The organism is Ruegeria sp. HKCCD7303 (genome assembly GCF_013111185.1).
GTDB lineage: Bacteria > Pseudomonadota > Alphaproteobacteria > Rhodobacterales > Rhodobacteraceae > Ruegeria.
Genome location: NZ_WVRE01000007.1, coordinates 118,461 through 134,222, shown reverse-complemented (window position 1 = coordinate 134,222; position 15,762 = coordinate 118,461). Strand labels below are relative to the sequence as shown.

The 15,762-nt window shown below is 55.4% G+C and carries 13 protein-coding genes; 7 read left to right on the top strand and 6 right to left on the bottom strand.

The window, feature by feature from the left end; genetic code table 11:
• Positions 1 to 4: 4 nt before the first annotated feature.
• The 3 genes from GS630_RS17440 to GS630_RS17430 are packed head-to-tail and all read right to left on the bottom strand — an operon-like array spanning position 5 to position 4,248.
• Positions 5 to 1,207, bottom strand: a complete 1,203-nt coding sequence (locus tag GS630_RS17440) for a Xaa-Pro peptidase family protein (RefSeq protein WP_171238413.1) — start codon at positions 1,205 to 1,207, stop codon at positions 5 to 7.
• The gene (locus tag GS630_RS17435) at positions 1,204 to 3,621 is read right to left on the bottom strand and encodes an FAD-dependent oxidoreductase (protein WP_171712145.1); all 2,418 of its coding nucleotides are present in this window, start codon (positions 3,619 to 3,621) and stop codon (positions 1,204 to 1,206) included. Before GS630_RS17435 ends, GS630_RS17440 begins: the two co-directional genes overlap by 4 nt.
• A complete protein-coding gene (locus tag GS630_RS17430; protein WP_171238415.1) occupies positions 3,622 to 4,248 on the bottom strand; it encodes a cupin domain-containing protein in 627 nt (208 codons plus the stop codon).
• 58 nt (positions 4,249 to 4,306) lie between these two features.
• Between GS630_RS17430 and GS630_RS17425 the strand changes: the two genes are divergently transcribed.
• Positions 4,307 to 5,488: an aromatic ring-hydroxylating dioxygenase subunit alpha gene (locus GS630_RS17425; RefSeq protein ID WP_171619888.1), complete on the top strand. Its 1,182-nt coding sequence runs from the start codon at positions 4,307 to 4,309 to the stop codon at positions 5,486 to 5,488.
• 303 nt (positions 5,489 to 5,791) lie between these two features.
• Here the strand turns inward: GS630_RS17425 and GS630_RS17420 are convergent, their stop codons facing one another.
• Genes GS630_RS17420 through GS630_RS17410 form a run of 3 tightly spaced genes read right to left on the bottom strand, consistent with a single transcriptional unit; the run spans position 5,792 to position 8,157 of the window.
• Positions 5,792 to 6,271, bottom strand: a complete 480-nt coding sequence (locus GS630_RS17420) for an N-acetyltransferase (protein WP_171238417.1) — start codon at positions 6,269 to 6,271, stop codon at positions 5,792 to 5,794.
• Between the two features lie 51 nt (positions 6,272 to 6,322).
• Entirely contained in the window at positions 6,323 to 7,153 is an 831-nt protein-coding gene (locus GS630_RS17415; RefSeq protein WP_171238418.1) for a carbon-nitrogen hydrolase family protein, read from the bottom strand.
• 8 nt (positions 7,154 to 7,161) lie between these two features.
• Positions 7,162 to 8,157 carry a LysR family transcriptional regulator gene (locus GS630_RS17410; protein WP_171619890.1) on the bottom strand — a complete coding sequence of 332 codons (996 nt, stop codon included), beginning with the start codon at positions 8,155 to 8,157 and terminating at the stop codon, positions 7,162 to 7,164.
• Between the two features lie 109 nt (positions 8,158 to 8,266).
• On the opposite strand from GS630_RS17410, the gene GS630_RS17405 reads away from it, so the two are divergent.
• From GS630_RS17405 to GS630_RS17380, 6 genes are all read left to right on the top strand, one after another.
• Positions 8,267 to 9,601, top strand: coding sequence for an aspartate aminotransferase family protein (locus GS630_RS17405; protein ID WP_371809083.1), 1,335 nt, complete (start codon positions 8,267 to 8,269; stop codon positions 9,599 to 9,601).
• 3 nt (positions 9,602 to 9,604) lie between these two features.
• Complete coding sequence (locus GS630_RS17400) at positions 9,605 to 10,534, top strand: 3-keto-5-aminohexanoate cleavage protein (RefSeq protein ID WP_171619892.1); 930 nt, start codon at positions 9,605 to 9,607, stop codon at positions 10,532 to 10,534.
• A gap of 3 nt (positions 10,535 to 10,537) precedes the next feature.
• Positions 10,538 to 11,569, top strand: coding sequence for a histone deacetylase family protein (locus GS630_RS17395; protein WP_171619894.1), 1,032 nt, complete (start codon positions 10,538 to 10,540; stop codon positions 11,567 to 11,569).
• A 367-nt stretch (positions 11,570 to 11,936) separates the two neighbouring features.
• The gene (gene dctP, locus GS630_RS17390) at positions 11,937 to 12,941 is read left to right on the top strand and encodes a TRAP transporter substrate-binding protein DctP (protein ID WP_171238422.1); all 1,005 of its coding nucleotides are present in this window, start codon (positions 11,937 to 11,939) and stop codon (positions 12,939 to 12,941) included.
• Between the two features lie 84 nt (positions 12,942 to 13,025).
• The gene (locus GS630_RS17385; protein WP_171238423.1) at positions 13,026 to 13,640 is read left to right on the top strand and encodes a TRAP transporter small permease; all 615 of its coding nucleotides are present in this window, start codon (positions 13,026 to 13,028) and stop codon (positions 13,638 to 13,640) included.
• The gene (locus tag GS630_RS17380; protein ID WP_171181766.1) at positions 13,637 to 14,929 is read left to right on the top strand and encodes a TRAP transporter large permease; all 1,293 of its coding nucleotides are present in this window, start codon (positions 13,637 to 13,639) and stop codon (positions 14,927 to 14,929) included. The genes GS630_RS17385 and GS630_RS17380 overlap by 4 nt, the downstream gene beginning before the upstream one ends.
• The last annotated feature ends 833 nt before the right edge of the window (positions 14,930 to 15,762 follow it).

The following is a 15,762-nucleotide window of genomic DNA, read 5'->3' as shown; positions in this document are numbered from 1 at the left end:
GCTATTAATTCAACAGGTTTTCGTCGTAAGGATAGCTGTCGAGCTGTTCGAGACCTGTCGCGGTAACCAGAAACTGATGCTCGATCTTGACGCCGCTGCCGCCTCGATCTGATCCAACATACCCCTCAACGCAGATCATCATGTTTTCCTCTATGATCCCGTCATAGCCAATGTCGTCCCAGTCCTGCGGGTAGGGAACATAGGGGTATTCATCGCACATCCCCACACCGTGCATGATGCACGGATAGCGGTGCGCGTGGAATTCTTCAGGGTGGCGGAAGCTCTTGTCCACCAGTTCTTTGAACGACACACCGGGTCGCACATTGGCCTTGTTGTGTTCGATTTCGTCCAGAGCGCGTTTGTAGAGGTCTCGGAATGCGTTTGGCGCCTTCCCTTCGCCGCAGTACCAAGTGCGCGAAATGTCGGACATATAGCCAAAAGGGCCGACCATATCGGTGTCAAAGCCCATCAGCTCTCCTTTTTGAACGCGGCGTTCGCCTGCCTCTTGCAGCCAGGGGTTTGTCCGCTCGCCCGAGGCCAACATGCGGGCTTCGGACCACAGGCCGCCATGGGCGATGTTGACCTGGCTCAGGATGCTCCACAGCTCGTTTTCCGAAATGTCGGGCTGGAAGGCTTCGCGCATCCGGGCGATACCCAGCTGCGCCACTTCGATTGCATAGCGGCACAGCGTAATTTCTTCCTCTGATTTGATCGAGCGGGCCTTTTCCAGAAAACCGGGCGCGTCGACGACCTCGAACCCGGCCTGCATCAAGCCCTGAACAGCAGAGGCGTCCAAACGGTCAAGCGCCACACGGCAACGCCCTTTGCCGGCCAAACGGCCGCGGACGAAGTCTACGAATTTGCGCGTATTCTCCACCTGATCAAAGCCCGCAAGGAATGGCGCAAGCCCGAACATTGGGATGTATTCCGTGACATGGTCCAGATCCTTGATGAACGCGCCGCTGAAGACCACCGGGCCGTCGGCAAAGACAAACAGCATCATCAGCGGGATACGCGCCTGGAACTGCATGTATTCATGGTAATTCACCGCATAGCGCATGGTCAGCGGGTTGGTAATGACAGCCAGTTCCACGTCCCGTTCGGCCATGGCCTCGCGGATGCGGCCCATGCGGTAATCGTTCAGTTTGGTCCAATCGATTTCGGGCGCTGGCAGTATCGCTTTGCCAAAGTCAGTAGGAGTGTTCATACCTTCAACCTTTCGTTTTTCGGATCGAACACCGCATCGGCCAGCACTTTGGCTTTGCACATCTGGCCAAATACGATCACCTCCAGCGCCGTACCGGGGTTCGCTGCCTTTGGTTTGACAAAGGCAAAGGCCAGATTGCGACCAGTTACCGGGCCGAACCCGCCTGAGGAAACCGACCCTACTTTCTCGCCATCCAAATAAACCGCCTCGCCGCCCAGCACGTCTGTGTCCACCAGCTCAATGTCGAGATACGCAATAACCGAACTGCTGCCGGTTTCGGCGAGGTTGCGCAGCGCGTCTTTGCCTATGAACTCTTTGTCGAATTTCACAAAGCGCATCTGGTCGGTGTGCACGGGACTGGTGTCATTGGCCAGTTCATGCCCACCGCGATAGGCCTTTTCCATGCGCATCATTTCCACCGCCTTCGATCCAAACGGGACCATGCCATGGGGTTTGCCCGCGTCCCAAACCGCATCCCAAAGCTCGCCAAGTTGGTCCAAGTTTGCGTGCAGTTCCCACGCCAGTTCGCCCGAGAATGACAGGCGCATCGCGATCAGCGGGATGCCCGCCACAGCGATTTCGCGCGCCTTGAGCCACCTGAAATCGGAGTTTTCCAGAAACGCATCGCTGAGCTGACCCAGCACCGCGCGCGCCTTGGGTCCGGCCACGGTCAGGATACCCCAGTCATCGGACAGGTTCCTGACCGTCACGTCTTCGGACCCGCGCTGATGAACCGTGATCCAGTCCCAGACCCGGCGCTCTGAGGGGCCGCCGGTGACGAACCAGAACCGATCTTCGGCCAGCCGGGCAATCGTTGCCTCGCCCTCAATCGTGCCTCGTTCATTCAGCAAAAGGGTCAGGCACGTGCCGCCCACCTTTTTCGGCATTCTGTTCGCACAAAGGCGGTTCAGATAGGCCTCGGCCTCGGGTCCGGTGATTTCGAACTTGGAAAAGGCCGAGAAGTCGCCAATGCCGACGCTTTCATGCACCGCAAGCGCCTCGGCCAGCGCAGCCTCCCACGACGGGCCACGCTTCCATGATTGCGGTTCTTTGCCATCCCATTCCGGTTTGCCATAGACCCGCGGGCGTTCCCATCCGCCCGCTTCCTCAAACACCGCGTTCAGCGCCTTGGTTCTGTCATGCACGCCAGAGGTTCGGATCTCGCGGCAGGTTTCATATTGCAACTGTGGATAAGGCAACGACAGGCGCGTCATGTAATTTTCGCGGCAGCGCTGATAGGTGTAATCTTTATCAACGCGCGAATGGAACCGACGCGGATCAAACCCGCGCATCGAGATATCGGCCGTGCCATGCACCATCCATTGCGCCAGCGCCCGGCCCAGTCCCGGCCCCCAGGCAATGCCCACGGTCGCACCGCAGGCCAGCCAATGATTGCGCAAGCCCGGCGCAGGCCCGACCAACGGGTGCCCGTCAGGTGTATATGTGATTGCGCCATTGACGATGCGTTTGATGCCGCGCTCCATCAGGCAGGGATAGCGTTCAAAGCATTTTTCCAACCACGGCATAATACGGTCATAGTCGGGTTCAAACAGTTCGTTCTCGCTGTCCCAGGGGCAGCCATCGCGCCATTTGGCCAGCGCATCATGGGTGTCATAAAGCCCGATCAGCGCCCCACCCTGTTCGCGGCGCAGATAGCCGGTGAAGTAATCATCGCGGGTGACGGGGATTTCATGACCCATCGCCTCGAACTCGGGCACCGCATCGGTGACCACATAGTGGTGCTGCATCGGGACAATCGGCAGGTCGAGCCCGCTGAAGGCCCCGATCTGGCGCGCATGGTATCCACCGGCATTGACCACATGCTCACAGATGATGTCGCCCTGCTCGGTCACCACCTTCCATTCGCCCGAGGGCATCTGCTGCACATCCGTCACCCGGTTGCGGCGCAGCACTTTGACCCCCCGCATCCGCGCGCCCTTGGCCATCGCCTGACAGGTGCCCGACGGATCAACATGGCCGTCATCGGGCGTATAAATCCCGCCGATGATATGCGACGTGTCATAGATCGGGTTCAGCTTGGCGATTTCTTCGGGAGTAACCCAGCGACACTCCTGCCCGCGGGCCAGTACCGCGTCACGCGTGTGCATCAGCCAGGCACGATGATCCTCGGTCGCGGCCACGCGCAAGGACCCGCAATTGTGCCAGCTGACGCCCTGCTCGGTCTCATCCTCAATGGTTTTATACAGATCCACCGCATAATCGTGACAGATCCCCAACGCATGGCCCGCCGTCATTCGGCTGACCAGCCCCGCCGCATGCCAAGTGGCCCCCGATGTCAGCTCGGCCTTTTCAACAAGAACAACGTCTGTCCATCCTTCTTTTGCCAGATGGTACAGGACGCTCGCCCCCATATTGCCGCCACCGATTACAACAACACGCGTGTGTTCAGTCATCTATTGTCTTTTCATGGTAACGGGAGTGTTGGCCCAGACGACCTGGGCCTCGACTTTGCCGGGATTGTGGTAACGGTGTGGGATGTCAGCGGAAAAGCTAAAGCTATCACCAGCCTGAAGGCGAAAGACCTGGCTATCCAAGGTCAGTTCGATTTCACCCTTCAGCACCATCCCGGCCTCTTCCCCTTCATGGGTATAGAGGTCGTCGCCGGTGCTGCCTCCGGGCTCATAGGTGGAAATGCCCATCGCCAGCTGCCGGTCAAGGCTGGCGGACAGCAAGTGATCTTCGAACCCCATATAGTCTGTCCCTGAAAGCCCGGAATAGGTCAGCTTGCGACGCCTGTCGGCGCGCACGACAAAGGGGCGTTCTTCGGCGGGAGCTGGGCCATCGGTCTCAAAGAACCATCCGACAGGTACTCCAAGTGCTTCGGCGACCTCCTGCAGCGCCGTGACTGAGGGTCGGGCCAGACCGCGTTCAATCTTTGACAGAAACGAAACCGAGCGCCCCGAAGTTTCAGACAGGTCGTTCAGGGTCATGTTCTGTGCTTTGCGCAGGGCGCGTAAGTCTTCACCCAACTTATTGAGCGACTCTTGATTGCGTGTTTGAAGTTTTTTCTTGACGATCATGAAAATTTACCGTGCATAATTTTCCCAGTTGCGCAAGAATTATCCGAATGGAGGCCTCATGAGTGGCCAGTTCCCCGATACACCGATCCTCAAAAAGGTTAAGGCATTGCTGGGTGAAGAAGGGTTAGTCCAGACATTTGCCCCGATTGAGGAAGCCAGCGGCCTTCCAAATGCAGCCTATTGGTCCAAAGAATGGTTGGCATTGGAGCAGGAGCATTGCTTTCGCAGGTCGTGGGTATTTGCGGGGGCTGACGCGGAATTGCCCGAGCGCGGCGACATGAAACCGGTCGACATTGGTGGTGCGCCACTGATCATCCTACGCGACCAGGACGGAGCCATTCGCGCACTGCACAATGTGTGCCGGCATCGTGGCGCAAAACTTGTCACTGAACCCTGCAAGAGATCAACCCTGACTTGCCCATATCATGCCTGGGTTTATGGTCTGAACGGCAAGCTGCGAGCACGGCCCCATTTCAACGGACCGGATATAACGGACCACTTCAAAGACGGAGGTGGCGACAAGCTCGATCTACAAGAGGTCCGGTGCGAGGTCTGGAACGGCTGTGTTTTCGTCAATATCTCAGGGGATGCAGAGCCGCTGGAGGACTGGTTGAAACCGATGCTTGCACGTACGCCGGGTTATGATTTCACATCGATCCGCTGGGCCGGGAAAATCGATTTCGAAGTCAATGCCAATTGGAAGTTGGTCTACGAGAATTACATGGAGGGCTATCATGTCTTTGCCGTGCATCCCAAACTTTTGAAGTTTGCACCGATGAACGTGCGGTGGTCGGGTGAATGGGACCAACACGTATTCTACAACGACTACATCTTTCCTGAATTGGGTGAAGGGCGCGGTGATCGTCTGCCGCACTATCCCGATCTGTCACAAGAAGATGCCAAACGCGGTCTTTGGTTCTTATGCTTCCCACATTTCGCCGCCGAAGTCTTCCCAGACCAATTTACAGTTCTAGTAAGTTATCCAATTGCACCGAACAAAACGCGTGAAGAGCTGCATGTTTTCCTGATCGGAGATGCTGCGACGTCAGAGGACCATGCCAACGCAAGGGCCGAACTCATGCAAATGTGGGATGATCTCAACCGAGAGGATCTTGGTATGCTCGAACTGCTGCAGCAGGGGCGCCTGTCGCCTGCCTATGACGGCGGTCGCCTCAGTCCGTATTGGGAAGGACCGACACATGAATTCGGGCGGCGCGTGGTTGAACGTATACTTTCTTGAAATTTCGCGCCGTGTTTTACCGATTTGACGAAGATCTCGTCAGCAATCGGTTTTGACGCCAAGGCTGCTCATCATCGGATTTTGCGCAGCGTCTGAGACGCGGGCAAAAATTGTTAACAAAGTGTGAATCAATTGGCGCTTCGGATCAAATTCATGCTTTGACAACCAACTTCATTTTGTCGTTCGATTGCGCAAAAGTGTCTTTTTGCAAGATACGCGACGCACCCTCTTTAGCTTTCCAAAACCACCATCGCGACAGCCTTAATTGGTTGATCGACTTGACGACTTCGTCGCAATTCGCCTTCAGAAGTTCTTTAAACTCCGCAAAGGAGCACCTTCGAGGATCATTGCCCTCATGTCCGTTTCTTCTCTGAAACCGATATGGGTGTAGTAGGCAAGAGCAGAAGGGTTGGTGCGATGGACCGCCAGTTTAAGGAAGCACGCGCCTGAAGATTTGTCCGCATCGAAAACCGCACGAGACAACAGTTTGTTTCCAATACCTCGCCCTCGCGCCGAAGAGGAAACCCAAAGATCACTTACAAACAAGCCGCCACCCCCCTTGGTCGTTGAAAACACTGGCGTCCAAACAATTGCGCCGACGACCTCGGCTTCATTGTAGGCGAGCAAAGCATTGAAGGCCGGATGGTTACCAACAAATGCAGCTTTCAAAACGTCAACATTCGCGACGTGCCTGTCGTTCATTTCAGCCGACAACGCCCTTAGCGCAAAATCCAGATCGTTTATTTTGTCGAGCGTCACCGGAGAGATGGCAACCTGTGTCATTCGAAACCTAACCTATGTTTCGCAACCGCCAACAAAAGACTGTCTGACCCTTCACAGTGCATCATAATCCGCCAGTCGGTCCTTGAGGAATGTATAGTCTTTTCTTGCTTGTAAGAGCTGGCCCTTGTTGATGGTCACGTGACGGAAATCTTCAGCTGTTTCGGCAAACCGCACAGGCAGAATATTTTCATCCATCCAAGGCCAACAGAAGATCGAATTGCCCCAGGTTTCTCCGGCCCGGTTAAGGGACAAGAAAAAGATCTGATTTTCCATCGCGCGCGCCATGGCGAAATTGTGCCAGGTTTCGAAGGACTCGTCGCGATAATATGCCCCGCAATGCAGGATGAGATCGACGTCGTGCCTTAGTGTCAGGGTGCGTGCCAGTTCGGGAATTCGGATATCGTAGCAAATGATTGGAGAGATAGTTATTCCATTGATTTTGAATGTGAATATGTGATCCCCAGCGTCAAAATATTCCTTCTCCATCGAAGCGCCATATTGGCAAAGGTGAAGCTTGTCGTAATAGCCGGTCAGCGCACCGTCCGGGTTGACGACCGCAATTGAAATATGCGTCCCCAATGCCCCCCGGCGCGCAAAACTGTAAGTGACATGGACACCGAATTCTTTGGCGACCTCGCGCCATTTTTCAAAAGAAGCGCCTTCCAGGGGTTCCGCGATCTCATTGAGCCGGTCGAAGGCCGAGCGGGCATAATCGATACTGGATAGCTCAGGCAAAACCACGAGGTCCACGTTCCGGCGGCTGAGCTGATCTCGCACTTTCGCGGCGCTTTCCGCAAGATGTCTGTCTCTCGCGGCGGCGCTCTTGGTGGCGGGGATTTCGATCTGACAAGCCAGCAGAGACAGGGTGTCACTTGATGTCATTGTTTGGCTTACCCCTCTTGGATCCTTGGCTCGATTGTTTCGGTTGGATTGTAGCTGCGCTGTTCAAGCGGCACCGATGCAAGCCGGTTTCGAAACATGTCAAGCAGTGCTTTTTCCGCGCGATTCAGGCGGGCGCTTTTGTGGTGCACCAGATGAATATCAATTGCCAACGCATTTTCATAAGGTGGCAAACGCCACAGTTCGCCGCGATTGACGAAGCGTTCGGCGATGTGAACAGGCAGAGGGCCAAACCCGAGCCCCGCGCCGATCATCCGCTGTGCCTCGCCCAGGTCAGAAGTGTAACCGATCACTTTGTTGTCGAGCTTGTGCTGCGCGCGCAGCAACGCCACCGGACGTAACGCATCCCAAAGCTGGTCTGTCCGGAATGAAACCGACGAATGGTCTCGCAAGTCGTCGAGTTTCAGATCGCGTTGCCCGAACAATGGGTGGCTGGGACCACAGTAGAACCCAAAGTAGGACCGATAAAGAACCTCATGCTGCAGACTTGGATGGGTGTCATGCACCAAGCAGACGCCAAGTGTCGCGGATTTTTCAAGAACCGCCTGCCTGACGGCTTTGCTGGACATAACCTCAATATCAAAGCTGACTTCGGGGAATTGGCGATGAAAGTCCGCCAGTATCGCATCAAAAAAATCGCTTTCAATCCTACTGAGAAGCGCGAGTTTGACGGTACCCGTCACGATGTCTTCCGTTCCCTGTGCGCTTTGGATAGCCCGCGCCAGGCTTCCAAACATGTCCAGACATTCCTGGTACAGTGTCTGCCCGGCTGGTGTGATGCGGAAATGCGATGGGCTGCGATCAATCAGCGGCATTCCAAGCCGTGTCTCAAGACGTTTCAGGGCTTGGCTGACGGAAGGTTGTCGCCGCATCAGGCGCTGGGCCGCCAGGGTGATGCTGCCTTCCTGAACAATGACCATAAAGGTGCGAAGCAGATTCCAATCCAGCTCGCGGATCAATTTGTCCTGTTCAGCGGCGTTATCCATTGATTCAATCAATATGCTTAATTCTCATTATCTATTTGCCCTATAAAAGAATCCAACACAAGGTTGGGTATCGCTCCTGCATCGCCACACCTGTCAAAGAAGAAAAACCGTGAAGGCATCGAACCTTTTCTATCAAAGTCGCGCGCGCCGCCCCGAGGTCGATCGCGCAGAAGGAATCTATATTTGGGGCAAGAACGGCCAGCGTTATATTGATGGTTCGTCCGGGGCGATGGTCAGCAATATTGGCCATTCAAATCCCAATGTTCTGGCTGCAATGAAGGCGCAGATGGACAGCGCAACCTTTGCCTATCGTCTACACTTTGAGAACGCCCCAGCAGAAGACCTGGCCACAGCCATCGCAGATCGCACACCGGCAGGCCTGGACAAGGTCTTTTTTGTTTCTGGCGGGTCCGAGGCCGTGGAGTCTTGCGTGAAATTCGCGCGGCAATGGGCGGTTGCTGATGGGCAAGCCAGTCGGTGGAAAGTCATCTCGCGCTTTCCATCTTATCACGGTTCTACCTTGGGCGCGCTGGCGATTACCGGATACGGGCCGCTGACGAACGCGTTTGCGCCGCTTTTCAAGGAAATGCCGAAAATTCCTGCGCCCACTTGCTATTTGGACCGCGACAACCTGTCCGACCACGATCGTGGTCTGAAATATGCCGAGATGCTAAGGGATGAGATCATTGCACAAGGGCCCGACACGGTTCTGGCTTTTGCCATGGAACCGGTGGGCGGTGCATCTATCGGGGCGCTGGTTGCGCCCGACAGCTACTATGGGCGGGTGCGCGAGATCTGCGACGAATTTGGCGTCCTGCTGATCATGGACGAGGTCATGTCTGGTGTCGGACGCACTGGTACGTTTCTGGCTTCGGAGCACTGGAACATCCGCCCCGATCTTGTGGCCCTGTCCAAGGGATTTGGCGCAGGCTATGCCCCGTTGGGGGCCATGATCGCCGACAAAGCGATGGTTGAAACCGTGCTGGACAGCGGCGGATTTGCCCACGGCCACACTTATGCCGGTAACCCGCTCGCATGCAGCGCTGGGTTGGCTGTTCTGAACGAAATCGACCGGCTGGACCTGATGACCAATGCGCGGATCATGGGCGAAATCCTGATGGCGGGGCTCATGGACCTCATGGCGCGTCACCCGTTCATCGGTGATGTGCGGGGAAAAGGCCTGCTAACCGCCTTTGAAATGGTCTCGGATCGGGACACCATGTCACCATTGCCCAAGGACCTGAACGCCTATGAACGGTTCGTGGAAATCTGCTACGAGCGCAACCTGATCACTTATTCGCGCCGCACTCGCGGCGGTGTTGAGGGCGATCATTTCCTGATTTGCCCGCCTTTGATCGCGACCGAAGCGCAGATCAACGAAATCCTGAACATACTCGACGACAGTCTCCGGGACTTTGCCCGTGAATGTGCATTGGAGGTTTGACCCATGGCGCAAAAAATTATCCTGACTTGCGCCGTGACAGGCTCGATCCACACGCCGACCATGAGCCCACACCTGCCGGTTTCGCCTGACGAAATAGCCAAGTCTGCAATTGAGGCGGCAGAAGCTGGTGCATCTGTTTTACACCTGCATGCGCGCGAACCCGACACCGGCCGCCCAAGCGCGGATATCAATGTCTTTCGCCAGTTCCTGCCAAGGATCAGGGACGCGAGTGACGCGGTTATAAACTTGACCACGGGCGGCAGCTCACAGATGAGTGTGGAACAGCGGCTTTCGGCCCCCGTGGAACTGGCGCCCGAGATGTGTTCGCTCAACATGGGCTCCATAAATTTCGGCCTCTTCCCGATGAAGGATCGCTATTCCGATTGGACCCATGATTGGGAAGAGACCTTTTTGGAGAACACACGCGACACTGTGTTCAAGAATACATTCCATGACATAGAAACCGTGTTTCGAATGCTGGGCGATGCTGGTGGCGCGCGGTTTGAATGTGAATGTTACGATGTGGGGCACATTCAGACGCTGGCGTTCTATCTGAAGCAAAAGAGCATTGTGCCACCGGTCTTTCTGCAATTTGTGATGGGTGTACTGGGCGGGATCGACGCCAGCCCGCACAGCCTGATGTATTTGAAGGAAACGGCTGACCGATTGTTGGGCGACGCCTACGAGTTTTCGGCGCTTGCCGCAGGGCGACAGCAGATGCCACTGGGCACTATGAGCGCCATCCTGGGTGGGCATGTGCGTGTTGGTCTTGAAGACAGCCTGATGATCGGACGCGGGCAACTTGCTACCAGCAACGCTCAACAGGTCACTAAAATCCGGTCGGTTCTGGAGAAGCTGGGATACGAGATCGCAACACCTGACGAGACGCGCGCGATGCTCGGTCTTAAAGGGGCAGACAAGGTAGGGTTCTGACACATGAAAGTCTTTTCTGACCAGGAACGGCAGGGCCAGCATAATCCCAGCGGGTTTCTGGTAAACGGAGTTATGCAACCCAACCCCGAAAAACCTGAGCGGTTGGAGCGCCTACTTGCAGGCGTCGCGGCGGGCGGTCACGCTGTGCACGCCCCGACTGATCATGGCCTAGCTCCAATCGCGGCAGTACACACTCCGGCCTACCTGAAGTTCCTGTCGACGGTTTATGAACGGTGGGCGCGCATTCCCGACGCCACGCCCGAGATATTCCCGAATATCCACCCGGATCGCCGCACGGCCAGCTATCCCTTGTCGGCAGTCGGTCAGGCAGGATTTCACGTCACCGACATGTCCTGCCCTATCGGTGCACACACCTGGGAAGCAGCGCGCTGGTCCGCAAACTGCGCCGTGAGCGCAACCCAGGCAGTATTGGACGGGGACAACGTGGCCTATGCGCTCTGCCGGCCGCCGGGGCATCATTGCTTTAGCGATCTAGCTGGCGGATTCTGTTATCTCAACAACAGCGCTATTGCTGCACAATACCTACGGCAAACTCATGACCGCGTGGCGATCATCGATGTTGACCTGCACCACGGCAACGGAACGCAAGGCATCTTTTACGAACGTAACGACGTATTCACCCTGTCTATCCACGCGGACCCGGCGCGGTTCTATCCATTCTTCTGGGGTCACGCTCATGAGGTCGGTGAAGGCGCGGGGCACGGATACAATTTGAACATACCGCTCTTACGTGGCACCGGGGATGACGGGTTTATGAAGGGTCTGAACGAAGGTTTGAACGTCGTCAGGAACTTCGCGCCCGGTGCAATCGTCATAGCCCTTGGACTTGATGCCTTCGAAGGCGACCCCTTTGGTGGTCTGGCGGTTTCGACACCTGGATTTGCCAAGATGGCAAGGATGCTGGCAGCGCTCAACCTGCCTACCGTGATCGTGCAGGAAGGCGGGTATCTCTGCAATGAATTGGGCGCAAACCTGCAGTCTTTCCTCGACGGCTTCGAGGGCAGGTCCGCATGAGTCAAGGGGATACATTGCAGGCCGGACACGTGGACCGACTACAGCGACTACATGAGACATGATGGCCTTTAACGATACACTGGATGCCACCCTGGCCGCGAAGCACAGGCATATCGCCCTTGCGGCCAAGCCCGGCCAAACAATCGCGCTTTCCCGACAATGATGAAGCAAAGCCTTGTTGCCACGAGCTGCGAAACCAAGAGTTACTCAAAAAAATCAACTGAAGGAGGGGCTAAAATCAAAAAAACCAGCAGACGTGAATCAAATTGCACTGTGCAATTTGTTTGCTTAGGCTGGCCGGACAGATTGACCAGCTAAGGTCAGCAAAAATATCTGAACGAACAAACGTCAACAGGGAGAGTATTCCATGAACTTTGCGAAATTAACCACGGGCATCGTGGTTGGTGCAATGAGCGCGCTGATGTCGACTGCCGCAATTGCTGACGATGTCAAGCTGCGCTTTGCCGGCGTGTTTCCAATTGATCACCAAGGTACCAAGATGATGGAGCAGGTCGCCGCAGATGTTGCAGCGGCAGATGTCGGCCTGACAATCGAGGTGTTCCCAGCCAACCAGCTTGGTTCGGGCGAAGCGCTGTTCGAAGATGTTGCGCGGGGCAATATCGATCTGGCTGCGGCCTTTATCTATGCCGATACCGACCCGCGCCTGGAGTTCCTGTCGATGCCGTTCCTTGTAGGGGGCTGGGACGACATGGACAACATCATGCGCAACATGGATTCTGAGTATAATCAGATCTTGCAGGAAATCACCGACGAGTACGGCGTGAGGGTCATGGCCCAAAATCCCGAAGGGTTTGTGGGTATCGTGGCCACGCAGGAACCGACCAACTGGAACAACTTCGACGACAAAGGCATGAACATTCGTGTTTGGTCGTCGCCCGCCGTGAAAGCCATGGTGGAAGCGCTTGGTTACCAGGCCACGACCATGGCGTGGGGTGATATCTTCCCCGCGATCCAGTCAGGTATCGTTGATGGCGCAATCTGCTGCACCAAGACGGCAACCTACTCGATCTTCGCCCAGTCGGATGTTGGTACGCACTTTGTCGAGTACAACTCGATCTCGGAACTGACCACATTCTACGCGTCACAGCGCACGCTGGATAAGCTGAACGATGAGCAGCGTGCAGCGCTTCAGGCCGCGATGACCAAGGCCTCGGATGACTTCTTCCAGTATAACCGCGACAATGACGCGGCCTTTGGACAGAAGCTTATCGACAAGGGCTACACAATCCTGAGCCTGAGCGACGAAGAGCAGGCTGCCATGGCCGCTCATATCCAGGAAAACATCTGGCCTATGATGGCCCAAAGCGTCGGCCAGGACGTGATCGATCGCTTGCTGGCGGCGAAGAACTGATAACCTGACCACGGAAGGGCCGGCATATTTGCCGGCCCTTTTTTGCTAATTCCTCAAAAAAATGTCAAAATGGGGGGGACAGATATGCCGAATGACGAAGACGGCTTGCCGCGGTTCGTCGGCGATGAAGACGAGGGCAAACCACAAAAAATCACAGACGAACTTCCGCCAATCATTGGGTATCCTATGAAGGTGATCGCGTTCGTTTGTAGACAGCTCGTAATGTTCTGCGGGTTCTTGATGGCATTCACCTTTGGCGCTGTTGTCGTGATCAGATACGGCTTTGGAGGCGACCTTTTTGCCTATGAGGAATGGCTTTTGGCCTTCTCCATTGTCGGTTTTTTTGCCGGTGCCGTTCTGGCTTCTGCCCGCAATCTGCACATCAACGCTGATATCCTCAGCATTGTAATACATAATCAACGGTTGATTTGGTGGCGCAGCTTCGTGGTGTTGCTGGTTGAACTCGTGGTTATCTTGTTTCTCTTTTACGCCTGCTATGTTTCGCTGCTGGACGACTTCTCGTTCCCGCGACTACGGTCCACCCCGGTGTTGCGCATTCCGTTTGTCACCTGGCGCATTGCGATCATGTGTGCCTTCGGCTTCATGGCGATGTTCACCGCTGCGTATCTCTACGTGCACATCCGAAAAGGCCTTGGGTTGCCCCTTCGGTCTGAGACGATGAAAGGAGCCGCCAAATGATTATCACCGGAAGCCTGATTATCGTCTGCCTAATGCTGCTGCTCGGTGTCAGCGTCTACGTGGCCTTTGGATCGGTTCTGATCTTTATTGCCATTGTTGGGGATCAGTCCATTACCGGCTATCTGCCGACCGGTGCGACTGGAATCCGTTCGCTGGTGCTGTTGGCAATCCCACTCTTCATGATCGCTGGCGGCATCATGGAAAAAGGTAAAATCGCAGCCCCCCTTGTGGCGCTGGCCGAGATGTTCATCGGCCACATAAAGGGCGGCCTGAATGCGGCCTCCGTACTGGCCTGTGGGGTCTTCGGCTCGATCTCGGGGAGTGCGAATGCGACACTGACCTGCATTGGCGGTATCATGATGCCGCATCTGAAAAAGGCGAATTATCCTGGCGGGCAATCGGCGGCGCTTATCGTCAGTGCAGCACCCTTGGGCCTTTTGATCCCGCCCAGCTCGTCGCACATTCTTTATGGCTGGGTGGCGCAACAGCACGTGCTCAAGTGTTTTCTGTCAACCGTGATTCCGGCGATCATCCTGATAACTCTTCTGATTGTCACCAACCAGTTCATGTTGCGGAAGTATGACGACATTCAACTGAAGGAGCGTCCAGATCCGTTCATGCCCGCGCTCTTGGGTCAGGGCCGTCTGGCGGGTCCAGCGCTCTTGATGCCCATCATTATCTTGGGTGGAATCTATGGCGGGGTCATGACCCCGACCGAGGCCGCAGGCATTGCGGTATGCTATGCTATCCCGGTTGCGATCTATTTCTATCGTGGGCTAACCTGGAAAACGCTTGCTCAGACCATCCAGACTTCGGGTGTGACGATCGGTGTGGTCATGGTCATGATCTTTATGGTGCTGATCGTTTCGGACAACCTGATCTCGCAGGGTGCGCCTCAGTTGGCCAAGGATATGGTTTACTCGGTATCGGACAATCCGATCGTGATCCTTTTGATGATCAACGTGGTCATGATCCTGATCGGCATGCTGATGGACGATATCTCGGGCTTGCTCTTGGCCACGCCAATCCTGTTGCCGATTGCCCAAAGTGTAGGTGTCGATCCAATCCACTTCGCTGCGATCATCGGTGTCAATCTTGGTATGGCCAACATCACGCCTCCGACGGCGCCGTTGCTCTATCTCGGTGCGCAGATTTGCGACACGTCCGTGTCCAAGATGCTGTGGCCAACGTTGATCTTCATCGTGTTCGCCTGGTTGCCGACGCTGATGCTGACCACCTTTGTCCCGTCATTGTCGCTCTGGCTTCCGGAACTGCTGCTCAGCCGGTAATGGATTCAACTAGAAACAAAGAAAGGAGCCCGGGCTTCGGGCTCCTTTTTCATTCGCAAACGGCCATGCAGCCAACCTGTTCCAATCAAATCAATCTGCATTCATCAGATCAATCGTGGTTAGGTTTGAATTACTGAACATAAATCCAGGCATGCACACCAATCAGCAGGGCGGTTGCAGCGATCAGGCTCAAGAGGCTGAACGCATCTTTGATTTCTTTTGCCATCGTCTTGGTCCTCATCAGGAGTTTCATTTACCGGACGCATATATGAGAGCATCGCGATTCCGACTACCAAGATTTCTCGAATACTCGCTTTGCAATTTTTGCATAGCAGTCGAGGCCTTTCACCAAGCCAATTTCACGTTTGGATCGCTAGATGAAAGCCAAACGTTAGAAACCAAAACGCAGGCACGGGCGGCTCGAGAGGTAACCAGATTTCTTGCCCTAGTAGATTGGCGGCAACGCCCGATGCGACAGCAAAGGAACCTGTCATCAAAGCATTGGGGTTTTGAGCACAGCAGAACATCGAAGCCGAGGTGGCACTGGCATGCGCATTGGCATCCAAGATGGTGTGGAAATGCCAAAGCGTCCTTCAAGTCGGTGCCTTGCCCGACAAGCGATCCGTGATCCGGTTTCACTTTCGCGATGAGCCGACGGTTTACGACACATTCTGGTTTCCGTCGCAGCGATGCGCGCCACCTTAGCTTTGTGCGCACAATCCAGAGCTGGAGGCTGACCTTTACGTAGAAAACACTGTGATCGCGGTGGGTGGCATCGCTATGGGACGAACAACCTTGGCGAAAGAGACCGAGCTTGGGCCGTTTTTTTTGAG

Excerpts from the sequence above, each read along its gene's own strand:
- dctP (WP_171238422.1), top strand. The coding sequence starts at position 11,937 with ATGAACTTTGCGAAATTAACCACGGGCATCGTGGTTGGTGCAATGAGC.
- GS630_RS17440 (WP_171238413.1), bottom strand. The coding sequence starts at position 1,207 with ATGAACACTCCTACTGACTTTGGCAAAGCGATACTGCCAGCGCCCGAA.
- GS630_RS17380 (WP_171181766.1), top strand. The coding sequence starts at position 13,637 with ATGATTATCACCGGAAGCCTGATTATCGTCTGCCTAATGCTGCTGCTC.
- GS630_RS17415 (WP_171238418.1), bottom strand. The coding sequence starts at position 7,153 with ATGACATCAAGTGACACCCTGTCTCTGCTGGCTTGTCAGATCGAAATC.
- GS630_RS17385 (WP_171238423.1), top strand. The coding sequence starts at position 13,026 with ATGCCGAATGACGAAGACGGCTTGCCGCGGTTCGTCGGCGATGAAGAC.
- GS630_RS17410 (WP_171619890.1), bottom strand. The coding sequence starts at position 8,157 with ATGGATAACGCCGCTGAACAGGACAAATTGATCCGCGAGCTGGATTGG.
- GS630_RS17420 (WP_171238417.1), bottom strand. The coding sequence starts at position 6,271 with ATGACACAGGTTGCCATCTCTCCGGTGACGCTCGACAAAATAAACGAT.
- GS630_RS17400 (WP_171619892.1), top strand. The coding sequence starts at position 9,605 with ATGGCGCAAAAAATTATCCTGACTTGCGCCGTGACAGGCTCGATCCAC.
- GS630_RS17435 (WP_171712145.1), bottom strand. The coding sequence starts at position 3,621 with ATGACTGAACACACGCGTGTTGTTGTAATCGGTGGCGGCAATATGGGG.
- GS630_RS17430 (WP_171238415.1), bottom strand. The coding sequence starts at position 4,248 with ATGATCGTCAAGAAAAAACTTCAAACACGCAATCAAGAGTCGCTCAAT.
- GS630_RS17425 (WP_171619888.1), top strand. The coding sequence starts at position 4,307 with ATGAGTGGCCAGTTCCCCGATACACCGATCCTCAAAAAGGTTAAGGCA.
- GS630_RS17395 (WP_171619894.1), top strand. The coding sequence starts at position 10,538 with ATGAAAGTCTTTTCTGACCAGGAACGGCAGGGCCAGCATAATCCCAGC.